Annotated in this window: 14 protein-coding genes; 9 read left to right on the plus strand and 5 right to left on the minus strand. The window is 73.3% G+C overall.

Annotation, left to right across the window (positions count from 1 at the left end; translation table 11 throughout):
• The first annotated feature begins 1 nt into the window (after window position 1).
• From MED15_RS06085 to MED15_RS06105, 5 genes are all read left to right on the plus strand, one after another.
• The gene (locus tag MED15_RS06085; RefSeq protein ID WP_112699843.1) at window positions 2–1180 is read left to right on the plus strand and encodes a CapA family protein; all 1179 of its coding nucleotides are present in this window, start codon (window positions 2–4) and stop codon (window positions 1178–1180) included.
• Window positions 1181–1221: 41 nt separating this feature from the next.
• Window positions 1222–2010, plus strand: coding sequence for an endonuclease III (gene nth, locus MED15_RS06090; protein ID WP_112731218.1), 789 nt, complete (start codon window positions 1222–1224; stop codon window positions 2008–2010).
• Window positions 2007–2690, plus strand: a complete 684-nt coding sequence (locus tag MED15_RS06095) for a TlpA family protein disulfide reductase (RefSeq protein WP_112604866.1) — start codon at window positions 2007–2009, stop codon at window positions 2688–2690. Before nth ends, MED15_RS06095 begins: the two co-directional genes overlap by 4 nt.
• Window positions 2687–3379, plus strand: a complete 693-nt coding sequence (locus MED15_RS06100) for an NUDIX hydrolase (RefSeq protein WP_091403299.1) — start codon at window positions 2687–2689, stop codon at window positions 3377–3379. The genes MED15_RS06095 and MED15_RS06100 overlap by 4 nt, the downstream gene beginning before the upstream one ends.
• Before the next feature lie 63 nt (window positions 3380–3442).
• Window positions 3443–4621 carry a MarP family serine protease gene (locus tag MED15_RS06105; RefSeq protein ID WP_091403296.1) on the plus strand — a complete coding sequence of 393 codons (1179 nt, stop codon included), beginning with the start codon at window positions 3443–3445 and terminating at the stop codon, window positions 4619–4621.
• Between the two features lie 19 nt (window positions 4622–4640).
• Here MED15_RS06105 and MED15_RS06110 read toward each other — a convergent pair whose 3' ends face one another.
• From MED15_RS06110 to eccCa, 4 genes are all read right to left on the minus strand, one after another.
• Window positions 4641–5348, minus strand: coding sequence for a phosphatase PAP2 family protein (locus tag MED15_RS06110; protein ID WP_112734987.1), 708 nt, complete (start codon window positions 5346–5348; stop codon window positions 4641–4643).
• A gap of 37 nt (window positions 5349–5385) precedes the next feature.
• Complete coding sequence (locus MED15_RS06115; protein WP_112604871.1) at window positions 5386–6177, minus strand: phosphatase PAP2 family protein; 792 nt, start codon at window positions 6175–6177, stop codon at window positions 5386–5388.
• Window positions 6178–6229: 52 nt separating this feature from the next.
• The gene (mycP, locus tag MED15_RS06120) at window positions 6230–7570 is read right to left on the minus strand and encodes a type VII secretion-associated serine protease mycosin (RefSeq protein ID WP_112604874.1); all 1341 of its coding nucleotides are present in this window, start codon (window positions 7568–7570) and stop codon (window positions 6230–6232) included.
• Between the two features lie 74 nt (window positions 7571–7644).
• Window positions 7645–11628 carry a type VII secretion protein EccCa gene (gene eccCa / locus MED15_RS06125; RefSeq protein ID WP_112734988.1) on the minus strand — a complete coding sequence of 1328 codons (3984 nt, stop codon included), beginning with the start codon at window positions 11626–11628 and terminating at the stop codon, window positions 7645–7647.
• A gap of 101 nt (window positions 11629–11729) precedes the next feature.
• Between eccCa and eccD the strand changes: the two genes are divergently transcribed.
• Entirely contained in the window at window positions 11730–13133 is a 1404-nt protein-coding gene (eccD, locus tag MED15_RS06130) for a type VII secretion integral membrane protein EccD (RefSeq protein WP_112734989.1), read from the plus strand.
• Between the two features lie 31 nt (window positions 13134–13164).
• Here the strand turns inward: eccD and MED15_RS06135 are convergent, their stop codons facing one another.
• Window positions 13165–13671, minus strand: a complete 507-nt coding sequence (locus tag MED15_RS06135) for an inorganic diphosphatase (RefSeq protein WP_091403280.1) — start codon at window positions 13669–13671, stop codon at window positions 13165–13167.
• Between the two features lie 527 nt (window positions 13672–14198).
• Between MED15_RS06135 and dacB the strand changes: the two genes are divergently transcribed.
• The 3 genes from dacB to tilS all read left to right on the plus strand — a co-directional run bounded on the left by dacB (window position 14199) and on the right by tilS (window position 17836).
• Window positions 14199–15668, plus strand: coding sequence for a D-alanyl-D-alanine carboxypeptidase/D-alanyl-D-alanine endopeptidase (dacB, locus tag MED15_RS06140; protein ID WP_341866338.1), 1470 nt, complete (start codon window positions 14199–14201; stop codon window positions 15666–15668).
• A gap of 94 nt (window positions 15669–15762) precedes the next feature.
• On the plus strand, window positions 15763–16833 hold the full coding sequence (locus MED15_RS06145) for a zinc-dependent metalloprotease (protein ID WP_091403614.1): 1071 nt from the start codon (window positions 15763–15765) through the stop codon (window positions 16831–16833).
• Window positions 16834–16843: 10 nt separating this feature from the next.
• Entirely contained in the window at window positions 16844–17836 is a 993-nt protein-coding gene (tilS, locus tag MED15_RS06150) for a tRNA lysidine(34) synthetase TilS (RefSeq protein ID WP_112601569.1), read from the plus strand.
• The last annotated feature ends 1 nt before the right edge of the window (window position 17837 follow it).

Here is a 17837-nt window from a genome sequence, read left to right on the forward strand (position 1 = left end):
GATGTACGCTCCCGCCCCTCTCGCGTCCCGCCCGCGTCGCCGCGTCGCCCTCGGCCTCGCCGCGCTGCTGGCCGCCCTCCTCGTGGCCGGCTGTGCCGACCCCGGTGGTGAGGCACCCGTCTGGCAGCCAGGCGCGGGAGGTGGTGGCACCGGCGCGCCGGTCTCCACGACCGGCCCGAAGGCCACCGGGCCCGCATCGTCCGGTCAGGGTGGCGCGATCTCGCTCTCCGCCACCGGCGACATCATCATGGGCAACGCGCCCAGTCGGCTGCCCGCCGCCGGCGGTAAGGGCTTCTTCAACTCGGTCACCGAAGCGCTCAAGGCCGACCTGGTGATGGGCAACCTTGAGGAGCCGTTGACTGTCGACACCGGCACCGGCAAGTGCGGGGCGAACTCCACCCGCTGCTTCCAGTTCCGCGCCCCGCCGGAGTACGCCGCGCACCTGCGCGACGCCGGCTTCGACGTGCTCAACCAGGCCAACAACCATGGCTACGACTACGGGCCCAAGGGCTACGAGAACACCCAGAAGGCGCTGAAGAAGTACGACCTGGAGCACACCGGCGCGCCGAACGAGATCACCGTGGTCGACGTCAAGGGCGTCAAGGTCGCCGTCGCCGGCTTCTCGTCGTACGTCTGGTCCAACAGCCTCGTCGACATCGACAAGGCGAAGGCGGTGGTCGCCAAGGCCGCCACCATGGCCGACCTGGTCGTGGTGCAGGTGCACATGGGTGGCGAGGGCGTCGACAAGACCCGGGTGAAGCCCGGCACGGAGATGTTCCTGGGCGAGAACCGGGGCGACCCGGTGAAGTTCTCGCACGCCATGATCGACGCTGGCGCCGACCTGATCGTCGGGCACGGCCCGCACGTGCTGCGCGGGATGGAGTTCTACCAGGGGCGCCTGATCGCGTACAGCCTGGGCAACTTTGCCGGCGGCGGCAACTCGCTGAGCAACGACGGCCGCCTCGGCTGGGGCGGCGTACTGAAGGTGTCGCTCAAGCCGGACGGCAGTTGGGCCGGCGGCTCGTTCACCTCCACGTACATGAACTCCGCCGGCAAGCCGACGATGGACCCGGACGACCGGGGCCTGGGCCTGGTCACCGAGTTGAGTCGCGCCGACTTCCCGAAGGGCGGCGCTCGCCTCGACGGGCAGGGGAAGATCTCGGCGCCGACCGGCGGCTGACCCGACGAGGAGCGTCCGGGGTGCGACGTAGGCTGACCGTCGTGACCAGTAGCCCTCCCGGTGCCAGCGAGACCGATCTCGGGCGCAAACGCCGTGCCCGCAAGATCGGCCGGGTGCTGGCCGAGACGCATCCCGACGCGCATTGTGAGCTGAACCACTCCAACGCTCTGGAGTTGGCCGTCGCCACGATCCTGTCCGCGCAGTGCACGGACAAGAAGGTCAACGAGGTCACCCCGAAGCTCTTCGCCCGCTACCCGAGCGCTGCCGCGTACGCCGGCGCCGACCGGGGCGAGATGGAGGAGCTGATCCGGCCCACCGGCTTCTACCGCAACAAGACCGACTCACTGCTCAAGCTCGGTCAGGCCCTCCTCGACCGGTACGACGGCACGGTCCCGGGCCGGCTCGTCGACCTGGTGACGCTCCCCGGCATCGGCCGCAAGACCGCCAACGTGATCCTGGGCAACGCCTTCGACGTCCCGGGCATCACCGTCGACACGCACTTCCAGCGGCTGGTCCACCGGTGGCGGCTGACCACCGAGACCGACCCGGTCAAGATCGAGCACGCGGTCGGCGCGCTGTACGACAAGCGCGACTGGACCATGCTCTCGCACCGGATCATCTTCCACGGGCGACGGGTTTGCCACGCGCGCAAGCCGGCCTGCGGCGCCTGCACGCTCGCGAAGCTCTGCCCTTCGTACGGCACCGGCCCGACCGAGCCGGCGGCCGCCGCCAAGCTGCTCAAGGGCCCTCGGGCGCGCGACCTCGCGGTAGCTGCCGGGGTCGACCCGGAGTTGGTGCCGGCGCAGGCGATCACGGCGGAGGTGCCGTGAACCGCCGCCGCCTCGCCCTTGCCGTCCTGCCGCTGCTGCTGGCCGTCACCGGCTGCACCAGCGGCACGGCCGACGACGAGCCAGCCCCCCGGCCGGCCGCCGCTGAACGACCTTCGCCGTTCCGGGACTGCGCCACACTGAGCACGGCGCCCAGGACCACGTCGCCCGGCTCCGGCACGGCGACCCCCACAACGGACACCCCCGCGTCGCCCGGCACGACGGCCCCCAATGGCCCGACGGCCCGCGCCGCTGGCGGGTCGGCGCTGCCGGAGTTGACGCTCTCCTGCTTCACCGGCGGTGCCCCCGTCGTGCTGCGGGAGGTGGCCGGGCCGGCGGTGATCAACGTGTGGGCTTCCTGGTGCCCGCCGTGCCGCAAGGAGCTTCCCGCCTTCCAACGCCTCAGCGAGCGGGCCGCCGGTCAGCTCCAGGTGGTCGGGGTCAACAGTCGGGACAGCCGGGGCGGCGCCCAGTCCATCGGTGAGGACTTCGGCGTCCGGTTCCCGATCCTGGTGGACCAGGGCGAGGCGCTACAGCGCGAGCTGAAGCGCAACGCCATTCCGCTGACCCTCTTCGTCGACGCCGACGGTCAGGTCCGGCACATCGACGCCAGCGGTGCTCTCGACGACACCAAGCTCGCCAAGCTGGTCCGCCAGCACCTCGGCCTGGCGGTGCCGGCGTGACCCGTCGGCCCCCCGAGTGGATCGAGCCGTTGCTGACCCGGCTGGGCACCGCCCGCGCCGAGGACTTCACCCGGCTGACCACGCCGGCTGAGGGCGGTCGGGAGAGCGCCGTGCTGGTGCTGCTCGGCGAGCAGCCCGGCGCGGGTCCCGACGTGCTGGTCCTGCAACGCGCCGCCACCCTGCGCAACCACGCCGGCCAGCCCGCCTTTCCCGGGGGTGCGGCCGACCCGGAGGACGCCGACGTCCGCGCCACCGCCCTGCGCGAGGCGAACGAGGAGGTGGGCCTCGACCCGGCCAGCGTGACAGTGCTGGCCGAGCTGCCGAAACTGTGGATCCCGGTCAGCGACTTCGTGGTCACGCCGGTGCTGGCCTGGTGGCACGACCCGCACCCGGTGCACCCACGGGAGCCGGCCGAGGTGGCACACGTCGCCCGCCTGCCAGTCAGCGAGCTGGTCGATCCGGCCAACCGACTGCGGGTCCGGCACCCGAGCGGCTGGATCGGGCCGGCGTTCTCGGCGCGCGGGATGCTCGTCTGGGGCTTCACCGCCGGGGTGCTCGCAACCCTGCTCGAGATGGGCGGCTGGGCCCGTCCCTGGTCGCGCGGGCGGGTGGTGGAGCTTCCGCCGACCGGGGCGACACCGGCCCCGTCCGCCGGCACCGACGACGCCGACGAGAACGCCCTGCGCTGACCGCACGGTCACCATCCGCAAGCGATGGTCATCCGGTGGGCACACTGCCCGTACGCTTGACCCGTGTCCGTCGTGGATCTCGTCCTGCTGCTGCTCATGCTCGTGTTCGCGATCAGCGGATACCGCCAGGGTTTCGTCATCGGCGTCACGTCGTTGTCCGGCTTCTTCCTGGGTCTGCTGCTGGGTCTCCAGCTCGGGCCGCTGTTTGCCAGACAGTTCGTGGACGCCGGCACCCGTGTACTGATCTCGCTGGTGGCCATCTTCGGGCTGGCGGTGGTCGGGCAGGCCCTCGCCGGTTGGCTCGGCTCGCACCTGCGCAAGACGATCACCAGCGACGTGGGTAAACGGGCCGACGACGTCGGTGGGGCGCTCGTCTCGCTGTTCGCGGTGCTCCTGCTCGCCTGGCTGGTCGCGGTGCCGCTCGGCTCGTCCTCGGTGCCCTGGCTCGCCGCCTCAGTCCGCAACAGCGCGTTGATCACGGTGGTCAACCAGGTCCTGCCGGAGCAGGCCCAGCAGCTGTCCACGGCGTTGGAGGACACCGTCGACACCGACGGGTTCCCGGACGTCTTCGGTGACCTCGCGCCCACCCGGGCCCGGCAGGTCGACCCGCCGGACCCGGCACTGGCCGGCTCGCAGGTGGTGGTCAGCGGTCAGCAGTCGGTCGTGAAGGTGCTCGGTTCCGCGCCCAGCTGCTCACGCCGGATCGAGGGTTCCGGCTTCGTGTACGCGGACGACCGGGTGATGACCAACGCGCACGTCGTGGCCGGCACCCGCTCGGTGGCCGTGGAGCTGGGCGGCGAGCGGTACGACGGCAAGGTGGTGGTCTACGACCCGAACCGGGATCTGGCGGTGCTGCTCGTGCCCGGGCTGCCCGGGCCGTCCCTGCGGTTCGCCGCCGGCAACGCGGGCAGCGGCTCCGACGCCATCGTGCTCGGCTTCCCGCTCGACGGCCCGTACAACGCGCAGTCGGCGCGGGTCCGGGACGTCGACCGGATCAAGGGCCCGGACATCTACTCGTCCAGCGAGGTGACCCGGGAGATCTACACGATCCGGGCGCTGGTGCGCAGCGGCAACTCGGGCGGTCCGCTGCTCTCCGCCAACGGCCTGGTGCTCGGCGTGATCTTCGCGGCGGCGTCCGACGACCCGAACACCGGCTTCGCCGTCACGGCGGCCGAGGCCCGCCCGGTGGCGTTGGCCGGTGCCGAACGCAACCGGCAGGTCGCCACCGGCGAGTGCACCTGAGCGTGGCCGCGGGGCCAGCTCAGCTCCGAGCCGGCAGGGTGCGGCGCCCGACGGTCGGTAGCTTCGCCCGGCCCCACCGCAGCCCCCGGTCCAGCACGGCACGGGCCATGATCGCGACGCGCGTGCCGCCGTTGAGGAAGGACGCCACCACGTCGCTCGGGTGGTGCATTCCCCGGTACATCCGGGTCATCGCCACGCCCAGCGGCACCATCAGCAGCAGCGTCCACCAGGCGACCTTCGCGCCGGTGCTCCGTGCCCGCAGCGCCAGCAGCACGGCGATGCCGACGTAGAGCGCCACCGCCGCCGAGGTGTGCCCGGACGGAAAGCTCGACGTGGGTGGCGAGACGTCCATGTGCTCCACCGCCGGCCGCTGACGGTCGATCGCCAGCGTGGTCAGCAGGAACACCAGTGCCTGGGCGGTCACCGCCGCGCACAGGAACAGCGGCTCGCGCCAGCGCTTCAGCCAGAGCCGCAGCGCCAACGCCACCAGCACGGTGACCACGACGATCATCTGGGTGCTGGCCAGCGTGCTGAACACCAGCGAGACGTTGTTCCAGTCGCCGGTGCGGTCGGCGGCCAGTTCCCGGTTCACCGCGTCCTCCACGGTGAACGGCCAGGTCCTGGCGAACACCCGGGTGACCAGCACCCCGAGCAGCACCATGAGCCCGAGCAGGAGGGACACCGGCAGCAGTACCCGCCGGACGATCTGGACCACGGTCTCGGACATGGGTCGGCCAGTACCCGGCCGACCTCGTCCTCACTCCTCAGGCCGCTCCCGGCTGCCGCTCGACCTCGGGAGCGACGCCGTCGCGGGTCGGCCGGACCGGCCGAAGACCGGTGTGTGCCCGCCAACTGGTGAACGCGGCCGTGGTAGCCGCGACCACAGCCACACCGAGCAACCATCCACCCACCACGTCGCTGGTGAAGTGCACGCCCAGCGCCACCCTGCTCAGCCCGGTCACCACTGTGAGCAGGACCGCCGCCACCCAGAGCGCGGCCCGCGCCGCCCCCCGTCGGGCGTACGGCAGGAGCACCAGCAGCAGCACCCCGGCGGCCAGGGTGGCGTTCAACGCGTGCCCGGAGGGGAACGAGTAGCCGGCGGCCCGGGCCACCGGGGCCAGCAACTCCGGCCGGTCCCGGCCGACCAGCAACTTGAGCAGCGGACCGATCAACCCGCCGACGACCATGGTGGTGGCCGCCCAGAGGGCCAGCCGGCGGGCTCCCCGGCGCAGCAGCCAGACCACCAGGAGCAGGGCGACGGCGCGCAGTGGCATCGGTGCGAACACCTCGGTCCAGACCCGCATCAGCACGACCCAGGCCGGGTGATCCTGGGCGTAGCCGTGCAGCGCGTCGGTGACCGCCGTGTCCAGCCGGTGCAGCGGTGCCCAGGCGCCGAGCACCAGCAGTGTGAGCAGCGCGAACGGCACCAGCACCAGGAACGCCGCCGTCGCGGCGAGAGTGAGCCGCAGACCCAACGCATGGTCGGGATCGAATCGGCGGTGCCGCCAGGACGGCTGGCCGGTGGGGGCGAGGGTGGGCGGCCGGTGCGTACTCATGGGTCCGTTCTACCCGGCCGTGCAGCCGGTCAGGCCTGCCGGTCGGTCTCGATCAACGGGTCCGCTGACGCAGTCGGCGCACCATCAGTGCCGCACCGCCGACCAGAGCGACGAGGAGCACGACAGTGGTCCACAGCTGCTCGGGCGCGGAGGTGTCCTGACCGCCCGCCGCCCGAGCCGTCCAGCGGCTCTGCTGACCGGATGCGGCGAGACCGAGTGGATCGCTACCGGCACCGGCCACCGGATCGTCGTCGGCCGAGCCGGGCGCCGGACCGAAACCGGTCACGCCCGGCGACGTCTGGTCGTCCAGCGGGTTGGCGGTCACCGGCGGCACCTGAGCGGTCAACGCAGCCACCGGGTCGACCACCCCGTACCCGAAGCGGTCGTCCCGACCGGTCGGGCCCACGTCCCGGGCGGTGGCCAACAACCGGTTGACCACCTCACCCGCGGGCATCTGCGGATAGCGGGAGCGGACCAGCGCGGCGGTCGCCGCCACCAGTGGCGCGGCGAAGCTGGTGCCCTGCACCCGCCAGTACCCGCCGGGCGGCTTGGCGCCGACCAGCCCGCTGGCGGGAGCGGTGAGCACCGTCGCCCGGCCGGTGATCGAGCCGGACCACAGGTTGTCGCTGCTGCGTTCCAGACCGGACACGGCGATCACACCCGGCTCACGAGCCGGGTACCAGACCTTTGTGCTGGTGGAGGTGGCCAGGTTGCCGGTGCAGGCGACCACGACCACGTCCCGCACGAACGCGTAGTCCAGGGCGGCGGCCAGGGCCGGGCTGTCGCCGCTGCCGCCCAGCGACAGGTTGATCACGCGGGCGCCGTTGTCGACCGCCCAGCGGACCCCCTGGGCGACGATCAGCGCGTCGTCGTAACGGTTCTCCTCGTCCAGCACACGGACCGGCAGGATCCGGGCGTCCGGTGCCAGGCCGACCACACCCCGCTTGTCGTCGTTGCGCCCGGCGATCAGGCCGGCGACCGTGGTGCCGTGACCCACCGGATCCGGGCCCGGCGCACCACCCGGGCCAACCAGGTCCTTGCCGGGCAGCACCTGGCCGACCAGGTCGGGGTGGTTGCCGTCCACTCCGGAGTCGACCACCGCCACTGTCACGCCCCGGCCGGTCGAGCTGCGCCACGCCGTCTCGGCCTGCAACTCGTCGAGCTGCCACTGCTCGTCGCGGACCTGATCGGTGCGGGCGACGGCGTCACCGGGGGCGAACGCCATCGGCGCGCCGGCGAGCTGTCCACCGTTCGTGGGCGCGGCGACCGGCACGGCTGCCGCGGTCGGGGCCACGACGGCAAGCGCCGCGGCCACGCCGAGCAGTGCCCGGCCGGTCGCTCGTCGGGCCGCTGACGGACCGCTGTACCGCACCCCAGTCACATCCTCAGCCATCCATCCCGACGGAACCACGACGATCGGAGATTACCGGTTTCCCCACCCGTCACGGGAAGAACCGGCGAGTCAGGTCATTGCGGAGGCAGTTGTGCCAACTGAACGAGGCGTACACCCTCCCGCCGGGTGACCAGCCGACCACGCCCCGGCGGCAGCGGTCCGGGTCGCACCGGCCCGACGAGTGCGCCCTCCTCGGGGCTGCCCGCCATCACCAGGCCGGCCGTGGACAGCTCCCGCAGGCGCTGCACGATCGGCTCGTACTGGGCCCGGCTCGCCCCACCGGACCGGCGGGCCAGCACCAGGTGCAGCCCGATGTCCCGGGCGTGCGGCAGGTGCTCCTCCAGTGCGCGCAACGGGTTCGCCGGCCCCGCCGCCACCAGGTCGTAGTCGTCCACCAGCACGAACAGCTCCGGCCCGGACCACCAGGACCGGTCCCGCAACTGCTGCGGGGTGACCTCCGGTCCGGGAGCCCGCCGCTCCAGGTAACCGGCGGCCGACTCGACCAGGTCGGCGGTGTGCGCCGCCGCGGTGCCGTACCCGATCAGGTGTGGCGTCTCGATGGCACCGAGCAGGCTGCGTCGGTAGTCGACGAGGATCACCCGGGCCTGCTCAGGAGTGAACCGGGTGATGATCGACGTGGCCAGCGCGCGCAGGAACGACGACTTGCCGCACTCCGAGTCCCCGAAGACCACGAAGTGCGGCTCGGTGGCGAAGTCGAGCAACACCGGGCGCAGGTCCGCCTCCGCGATCCCGATCGGCAGCCGCAGCCCGGTCGTCGAGGTGAGGTCCAGATCGGCGTACGGCAGCACCGGCGGGAGCAGCCGCACCCGGGGCGCCGGAGCACCCACCCACCCGTCGGCGGCCCTCTTGACCAGGTCGGCGGTGTCTCCGCCGGCGGTACCGAGCTGGGGAAGCGCGGTGAGGAAGTGCAGGCCCTCCGCTGTCACCCCTCGGCCGGAGCGCTCCGGCACGTTGGCGGCCGCACGCCGGGCCACCAACGAGTCGGCCGGGTCACCGAGGCGCAGCTCCAGCCGGGAGCCGAACAGGTCCCGGATCGCCGGGCGGAAATCCAGCCAGCGCAGCCCGGTGGCGACCACGTGCAGCCCGTACGACAGACCCCGGGTGGCCAGGTCGGTGACGAGTGGCTCCAGGTCGTCGTACTCGCCGCGGATGGTGGTCCACCCGTCGATCACCAGGAACACGTCGCCGTACGGGTCGGTGCCCGGCTGGCCCACCGTCCCCGCTGCCGCTCGACGCTGCCGGTACGCGGCCATCGACTCCACGCCCAGCTCGGCGAAGCGGCGTTCCCGGTCGACCAGCAGGGTGGTCATCTCGCCGACGGTACGTCGTACGGCGGTCGGGTCGGCGCGGCCGGTCACCCCGCCGACGTGCGGAAGGTCGCGCAGCGCGGCCAACCCACCGCCGCCGAAGTCGAGGCAGTAGACCTGCACCTCGGCCGGTGTGTGGGTGAGCGCCAGCGCGCAGATCAGCGTGCGAAGGGCGGTGGACTTGCCGCTCTGCGGCGCACCGACCACCGCGACGTGCCCGGCAGCGCCGTCCAGCGCCAGCCAGAGCAGGTCCCGGCGCTGCTCCAGTGGTTTGTCCACCACCGCCATCGGCACGCCGAGTGCCCCGTGCAGCTCCGGGTTGCCCACTGTCAGCCCGCGTTTCGGGTGCACCTCGACCGGACCGAGCAGCTCGTCCAGGGCCGGCGGCTGGCCGAGCGGCGGGAGCCAGACCTGGTGCGCCGGCGGGCCCTGCCCGACGAGCCGGTCCACCAGCAGGTCGAGCAGCGTCCTGCTGCCCTCCTCCTCCGCCACGACGGGCACGACCGGGGCCGACGGCTCAGGCACCGGTACGACATGGGTGGTGAAGGTGAGCAGCCGCGCGCCCCCCTCGGCGGCGACACCGCCCGGCGCGGCCCGACGGTGTACGGCACCGGATACGTACGCGGCCTTGAAGCGGGCCAGCGGGTCGGTGCCGGCACGCAGGTAGCCGTGGCCCGGTGAGCGGGGCAGCTCGTGCGCGTCCGCCACGCCGAGCACCGTCCGGGACTCCAGCGCCGAGAAGGTGCGCAACCCGATCCGGTACGAGAGGTGGGTGTCCAACCCGCGGAGCCGACCCTCCTCCAGGCGCTGGCTGGCGAGCAGCAGGTGCACGCCGAGCGACCGGCCCAGCCGGCCGATCTGCACGAACAGGTCGATGAAGTCGGGCTTGGCGGAGAGCAGCTCCGAGAATTCGTCGCAGATCAGCAGCAACGACGGCAGCGGGGCGAGGGGACTGCCGGCCGCCCTGGCCCGCTCGTAGTCGCGCACGCTGGCGAAGTTCCCGGCCCGCCGCAGCAACTCCTGGCGGCGTACCAACTCCCCGTTGATCGCGTCCACCATGCGATCGACCAGGGGCAACGCGTCGGCCAGGTTGGTGATCACGGCCGCGGTGTGCGGCAGCCGGTCGAACGAGGTGAAGGTGGCGCCACCCTTGAAGTCGACGAGCACGAAGTTGAGCTGCTCGGAGCTGTGCGTGGCGGCGAGCCCCAGCACCAGCGTGCGGAGCAGCTCGGACTTGCCGGAGCCGGTCGCCCCGATGAGCAGGCCGTGCGGACCCATGCCGTCCTGGGCGGACTCCTTGAGGTCCAGCTCGATGGCGCCGCCGTCCGCGCCCACCCCGATCGGCACCCGCAACCGGTCCCGTGCCGAGCGCGGCAACCAGCCCTGTTCCGCCGTGAAGCTCTCCGGATCACCGAGGCCGAGCAGCTCGGGGAGGCCCAGGTCGGCCTGGAGCGGGGCGTCCGGCCCGCGGGCCGCGCCGGCGAGCCGCAGCGGCGCCAACCGTCTGGCGACCGCCTCGGCGTCGGCCAGGTCCAACTGGTCGGCGGTGCCCACCTCGGCGTGCCCGTCGGTCGACAGCGAGTGCAGCCGCCGGCCGTGCAACTCCAGCAGCAGCGCGTACCGGTCCAGCAGTCGGGGCGGCGGGGTGTCCAGGTCCAGCACGGTGACCGCGTCGATGCCGCCGTCGCCGGTCAGGTCACTGGCACCGGTCAGGTCGCCGCCGTCGAGGACCACCACCACGTGTGGGCCGTCGGTGGCGGGGCCGGCCGGGCTGAACCGGGACCGGGTGGACAGCACGTCGGCCAGCAGCGACTCCAGCTCGGCGGCCGAGCTGGTGACCAGGCGTACCGGGCCGAGCGCGTCGGTGCGGCCGGGATGGTGGGCGTGCGGGAGCCACTTCACCCACTCCCAGCAGGCGCGGCGCTCCGGCCCGGCGCACACCGCGACGAGCAGCTCGTCGGGGGCGTGGAAGACCGCCAGCTGGGTCAGCACGGCCCGGACCAGCGCCTGTGCCGCCGGGTCGCCGGTGGGTGGCCCGCCGGTGGTCGGGGTGGTCGTCCGGCCGCGGCCGGCGGGTCGTACGTGCACCCGGGCGAAGCTGCGCAGCGACAGGGCCACCGGCAGGTCCGGCACCACTGAGTACGCGTCCAGGAAGCGGCGTAGCGCGCCGGCGGTCATCGGCTCGAGCTCCTCCAGCGGCCGGGTGACCGGTGGGACCAGTGGGGTGGCCAGTGTCTGCGGCCCGACGGCGACCCGCACCACAGCGAAATCGGGGTCGGCGGGGCGCCGCTCCCAGACCCGGTGGCTGTCCACCGTCGACCAGAGCCGGCCCGGATCCGGGTGCCGGTAGTAGAGCCCGGCCCGTTGCTGGCCCGCGGTCCGCCGGACCCGCCGCCGCAGCGTGGCCAGGTGGCGCAGGTACTCCCTGCGGGCGGCCATCATCTCGGACTTCTTCGGAGTGCCGGAGGCGCTGCCCCAGGACGTCACAAGCATCGCCAACGAGGAGAGCCCGAACATGCCGCCCACCACGTACGAGTAGGCCCCGCCGCCCCGGCCGAACATCATCGCCATCGCGACGGTGCCGCCGAGCATGGGCAGCAGCATGAGCAGCTGCTGCCACCGCCCGCCGGTCACCACGGGGATCTCCGGCGGTGCGTCGACCGACAGCTCACCGGTGGGAATCTCCGGCGCTGGTCGGCGCGGTGGGCGCTTGATGACGACGGTGGACACTCGGCCTCCTGACAGCGCTGGGTAACCCGAGCCTGGCTCATGGTAGGTAAAGTCCTGTCGTCCGCGCAGCCTCCGATCCCAGTCGATATGGAGACCAGTCGATGACTACCGGGCTGGCACGCGTCACCATCAGCGCGCCGCAACGACGGGTGGACGTCGCCCTGCCGGAGCAGGTGCCCCTGGCTGAGCTGCTGCCCGACGTGCTCCGGCACGCCGGTGTCGGGCTGGCCGACGACGGCGAGCAGCACGGCGGTTGGGTGCTCCGCCGCACCGACGGGGCGCTGCTGGTGACCGCACAGGCGCTGCTGCCGCAGGGGGTGCGCGACGGTGAGGTGCTGCACCTCGTGCCGGCCCGCGCGCACTGGCCCGAGTTGGAGTACGACGACGTCATCGAGGCGATCGCCGACGGTGCTCGCCGCCGGGGCGGTGCCTGGTCGCCCACCGCCACCCGGGCAGCCGGTCTGGCCGGTGCCGCAGTGCCACTCGCGGTCGGGCTGCTCGCGCTGCTCGCCGGTGGCCCGACGCACCGGGCCGGCTGGCTGGTGGCCGTCGCGGTGGCGCTGCTGCTCACCGTGGCCGGCACTGTCGCCTCCCGCGCCAACGGCGACGGCGTCGCCGGGGCGACGCTCGGCGGCTACGCGCTGCCCTACGCGTTCACTGCCGGTGCCCTGGCCGTCGGCTCCGGCGACCCGGTCGGACCGTTCGGGCCAGCCCGCTGGGTGGGCGCTCCCGAACTGCTGGCCGGCTCGGTCGCGCTGCTGCTGGCGGCGTTGATCGGTCTCCTCGGGGTGGCCAGTCGGCTGCGGGTCTTCGTGGCCGGTGTCACTGTCGGCCTGATCGGCCCGGGGGCCGCGCTCGGTGGGCTGCTGATGACAACGGCCGGTACGGCGGCGGTGCTGCTCAGCGCACTGGTCTTCGCCGTCGGCGTGATACCACTGCTGGCCATCCGGCTGGGCAAGCTGCCCCTGCCGCCGATAACCCTGCCGGCCGCCACCCCCGCGGAGGAGCCGGAGCGGGTGCGGGACCTGCCGGACCGGGGCCGGGTGCACGCCGCGGTGATCCGCACCGAGGAGATGCTCACCGGGATGCTGATCGGCCACGCGCTGCTGGTGGTGGCCACCTCGGTCGTACTCGTGGTCGCCGGTGGCACGCCCGGTCGGGTGCTGGTGGCGGTCACCTCGGCCGTGCTGCTGCTGCGGTCGCGACTGTTCGTGGCGCTGCGACACCGGGTGCCGACGGTGCTCGCCGGGCTGGCCGGCTACGCGGCGCTGGGTGCCGTGCTGGTCGGTCGGACCGACGAGACCGGGCGGTTGGTGCTGGTCCTGGGCGGGGCGGCGCTGGCCCTGGTGGCGGTCGCCAGCGGCACCGGGTACGCCCGCCGGCCGGTCTCGCCGTACCTCGGAAGGATCGCGGACCTCACGGACACGGCCCTGGTGGTCGCCGTGGTGCCGATCGCCTGCGCTGTGCTCGACCTGTACGACCGGGCCCGAGGGCTGCTCGGTTGAGCGGCCCCCGGGCCCGGTGCGTCAGGGTCGATCAGTGCATGGATTCGCCGCGCGCCTCGGCGTCGCGGGCCCGCTGGTAGGAGGCGTGGATCTCGGCCTCGGCCTCGGTGCGGCCGACCCAGGTCGCGCCCTCCACCGACTTGCCGGGCTCCAGGTCCTTGTAGACCTCGAAGAAGTGCTGGATCTCCAGGCGGTCGAACTCGCCCAGGTGGTGGATGTCGCGCAGGTGCTCCTGGCGGGGGTCCTCGTAGGGCACGCAGAGGACCTTGTCGTCCCCACCCTTCTCGTCGGTCATCCGGAACATGCCGATGGTGCGGCAGCGGATCAGACAACCCGGGAAGGTCGGCTCGGGGACCAGCACGAGGGCGTCCAGCGGGTCGCCGTCCTCACCCAGCGTGCCCTCGATGAACCCGTAGTCGGCCGGGTACTGGGTGGAGGTGAAGAGGGTGCGGTCCAACCGGATCCGGCCGGTCTTGTGGTCCACCTCGTACTTGTTCCGGTGACCTTTGGGGATCTCAACCGTCACGTCGAAATCCATCTGCACGCTCCCTCGTCTGCCCACGCTGGCTAACGGAACCAATGGCGGCCCTCCGGACAGGTGAATGCCCACCCGCCGACTCCGGCCGCCGCATAGTCTTCGGACCGAAGTAGTGTCACCCAAGCCGATTTTCGCTGGGGGAGGAGGGGGTCGTGGGGAGGGAAGATTCACACTACCGCCCGGACGGGGGCTCCGCGCACGGTACCGGACGATCCGGCTCCGGCAGTGCCAAGGGGCGGGTCCCGGTGCCGGAGGCGCACCTCCCACGTGCTCCCGAAGCACCGACCCCGGCACCGGAGACGGTGCCCGAGCGGCCCCCGCCGCTGCCCTGGCGCCCGCCGGCCGGGCCGACGTCGCCCGCTCCGAACGCGGGTCACTTCCCGGTAGCCGGCGGTGAGCAACCGGTGAGCGGCCCGCCACGCGGCAGTGCCACGGTCCCGGTGAGCCCTGCGCCGGTCAGCCCGTCGTTCGGTCCCGGGCCGACCGGCCCCGGAGGGGTTCCCCCGGTGGGCCCGCCGATCTCCGCGTTGCCGGCACCCGCCGACGCCGCGCCCGCGCCCGCGCCCGCCGCGCCGCGCCGCCGGAGGCGCCTGCCGGTGGTGCTGGCCGCCGTGCTCCTGCTGGTGCTCGCCGGTGTCGGAGTCGTGATCACCCGTCCCGGCCCGGTCGCCGGGTGGCTGGGCGACGACGCCGGGTCCGGGCCGAACGCGGTCGGCGTGACTCCGGAACCCGCCCCGTCGGACGTGCTGGGCGGCCCGGACTCGAACGCCCCGGTGCCCACCCCGGACGGGGTTCGGGCCGCGCTCGACCCACTGGTCGGCGTCGCCACCCTGGGCGACCGGGTGAACGTCTCGGTCGCCGACGTGATCACCGGTCAGACGCTGTTCGCCAAGGGGGCGGACGACGGCACCGTGCCCGCCTCGGTGACAAAGCTGGCGACCGCGGTGACCGTGCTGGCGGCCCGGGGGCCCGGCTACCGGATTCCCACTCGTGCCGTGGCCGGCGCGAAGGCTGGCGAGGTGGTGATCGTCGGGGGCGGCGACCCGACCCTCGCGATCAACAAGAAGGGCTACTACCCGGGTGCGGCGCGCCTCGACGACCTGGCCGCCCAGGTGCGTACCGCGCTCGGCGGCACGCCCCCGACCAGTGTCACCGTCGACGGTTCGGTCTACTCCGGCCCGGTCTACGGCCCTGGCTGGGACGACGACATCCCCACCGGCGGTTCGGGCGGCGCGGTGACCGCGTTGATGACCGACGGCGCGCGTACCGACCCGGGCGCCGAGCACGGGTCCGCCCAGCGGTTCACCGAGCCGGACCTGGCCGCCGGCAAGGCGTTCGCCCGGTTGCTCGGGGTGCCGACCGACTCCGTGAAGCGGGGCACGGCCCCGCCTCAGGCGGCGGCCGGTGCCAGCCCGGCACCGGGTACCGAACTGGGCGTGGTGCAGTCTCCGCCACTGATCCGGCTGGTCGACGTCATGATCAGCGAGAGCGACAATTTGGTGGCCGAGGCGCTCGCCCGGCAGGTCGCGTTGGCCCGCGGTCAGCCCGCCTCGTTCGACGGCGGCGCCGCCGCCATGGACGCCGAGGTGGCGGAGCTGGGCCTGCCCGCCGACGAGATCAGCGTCTCCGACGGCAGCGGCCTGTCCCGACTCAACCGGATCAGCCCGTCGCTGCTGACCGATCTGATCCGCCTGGCTGCCAGTCCGGACCATCCGGAGCTGGCCGGTGTCTTCGGCGGTCTGCCGGTGGGCGGCTGGTCCGGAACCCTCAACGAGCGCTACCGCACCGCCGCGGGCACCGCCGCGGGCGCGGGCAGCGTCCGGGCCAAGACCGGCACCCTGACCGGTGTGCACTCCGTCGCGGGCCTGGTCACCACCGCCGATGGTCGGCTGTTGACCTTCGCGGTGCTCACCGACAAGGTGCCGGGAGACCGGGACACCGCCCAGCCGGCACTGGACCGGATCGCCGCGGCGTTGGCCGGATGCGGCTGCGGCTGACAGTCGGCGGTTCGGGGGGCGACGCGGTCGCCATCGGCGTCGATCGAGGGCGCGAGCCCGGGCCGGGGTGTCGCGGCGCGGGTACGGTGGGTTCATGGCGCAGTTCGTGGACTGGGATCTGGCCGCCGCCACGGCGGGGGCGTTGAGCAAGTCTGGCCCCCGCGTGTCGTACGCGGAAGCCACCGACGTGGTCGGCGACCTGCGTCGGCTGACCGACGAGGCGGCCGGGCACGTGGCCGACTACACGGGGTTGCGGGCGCAGGTGTCGCATCCGCCGGTCCGGGTGGTCGATCGCCGCGACTGGGCCGCGACCAACATCGCCGGTCTCCGCGAGGTGATCACACCGCTGGTGAGTCGGCTCTCCGGCGACAAGCAACCGGGCGCGTTGACCGAGGCGATCGGGTCCCGGCTCACCGGGGTGCAGGCCGGCACGGTGCTGGCCTACCTCTCCGGCCGGGTGCTCGGCCAGTACGAGGTCTTCTCGGCCGACCCGGGCCAGCTGCTGCTGGTCGCACCGAACATCGTCGAGGTGGAGCGCAAGCTCGGCGCGGACCCTCGGGATTTCCGGCTCTGGGTGTGTCTGCACGAGGTCACCCATCGCACCCAGTTCACGGCCGTGCCGTGGATGCGGGCCTATTTCCTCAGTGAGGTGCAGGCGTTCGTCGACGCCTCGTCCAGCGGAAGTGAGCACCTGGTCGAGCGGTTGCGGCGCGGGGTGGCCACGTTGTCCGACGCGGTCCGTGATCCGGAGAGCCGCACCAGCGTGCTTGACATCGTGCAGACCCCGGCACAGCGGGCCGTACTGGACCGGCTCACCGCGTTGATGACCCTGCTGGAGGGGCACGCCGAGTTCGTGATGGACGGCGTCGGCCCGCAGGTGATCCCGAGCGTGGAGCGGATCCGGGCGTCGTTCAACCGACGCCGGGAGGCGGGCAACCCGCTGGAGAAGGCGATCCGCCGGCTGCTCGGGGTGGACGTCAAGATGCGCCAGTACGCCGAGGGGCGCAAGTTCGTGCACGGAGTGGTGGAACGCGTCGGCATGGACGGGTTCAACTCGATCTTCAACTCGCCGCTGACCCTGCCTCGACTGTCGGAGTTGGGTGACCCGGACGCCTGGGTCGCCCGGGTGCACGGCCCGGCCGGCACCATCCCGGCCGCTGGCTGACCACCCGCCGGTGGCCGCGCTCGCTCCGCCGGTGGCCGCGATCCGGGTGGCGGTCCGCCGCGCCCTGACCGGTCTGCCGTCCGGCGGTCCGGTGCTGGTCGCCTGCTCCGGTGGTGCCGACTCGCTCGCGCTCGCGGAGGCCACCGTCTTCGTGGCGCCGCGGCTGGGCCGCGCCGCGACGCTCGTCACCGTCGACCACGGCTTGCAGGACGGCTCCGCGGAGCGCGCCGAATCGGTGGCCACCTGGGGGCGAGGGGTCGGTTTCGCGTCGGCGACGGTGGTCCGGGTGGAAGTGGCCGGGCGTCCCGGCGGGCCGGAGGCGGCCGCCCGCGAGGCCCGCTACCAGGCGCTGACCGAGGCGGCCCGGCAGCAGAACGCCGTCGCCGTGCTCACCGGGCACACCCGTGACGACCAGGCGGAGACGGTGCTGCTCGCGCTCGCCCGGGGCGCCGGCCCACGAGGGCTGGCCGGGATGCCCGCCCGACGCGATCTGGGCGGGGTGCCACTGCTGCGTCCGCTGCTCGAGATCGGTCGGGAGCAGACGCGCGCCGCCTGCGCCGTTCTCGGGCTGAGCCCATGGCAGGATCCGCACAACAGCGACCCGTCGTACGCCCGGTCGAGGGTGCGGGGCGACCTGCTGCCGGCGCTGGTGCGGGCGCTCGGGCCGGGCGTGGTGGACAACCTGGCGCGGACCGCCCGGCTGGTGGCCGCCGACAACGCCGCGCTCGACGAGTTGGCGGGGACGGCGCTGGCGGCGGCCCGGTGCCCCGACGGAGGGCTGTCCGTGCCGGCGCTGCTCGGCCTGGTTCCCGCCGTCCGCAGCCGGGTGCTGCACTCCTGGGCCCGCGAGTTGGGCGCGCTGCCCGGTGCCCTGTCGCACCGGCACGTCGCCGCCCTGGAGGCCCTGGTGACCGATTGGCACGGTCAGGGTCCGGCCGATCTGCCCGGCGGTGTCCGGGTGCTCCGCCGCGACGGCCGGCTGGCATCGGTGCGCCCCGCCTGAC

The sequence above is a fragment of the Micromonospora noduli genome, from assembly GCF_003264475.1.
Lineage (GTDB): Bacteria > Actinomycetota > Actinomycetes > Mycobacteriales > Micromonosporaceae > Micromonospora > Micromonospora noduli.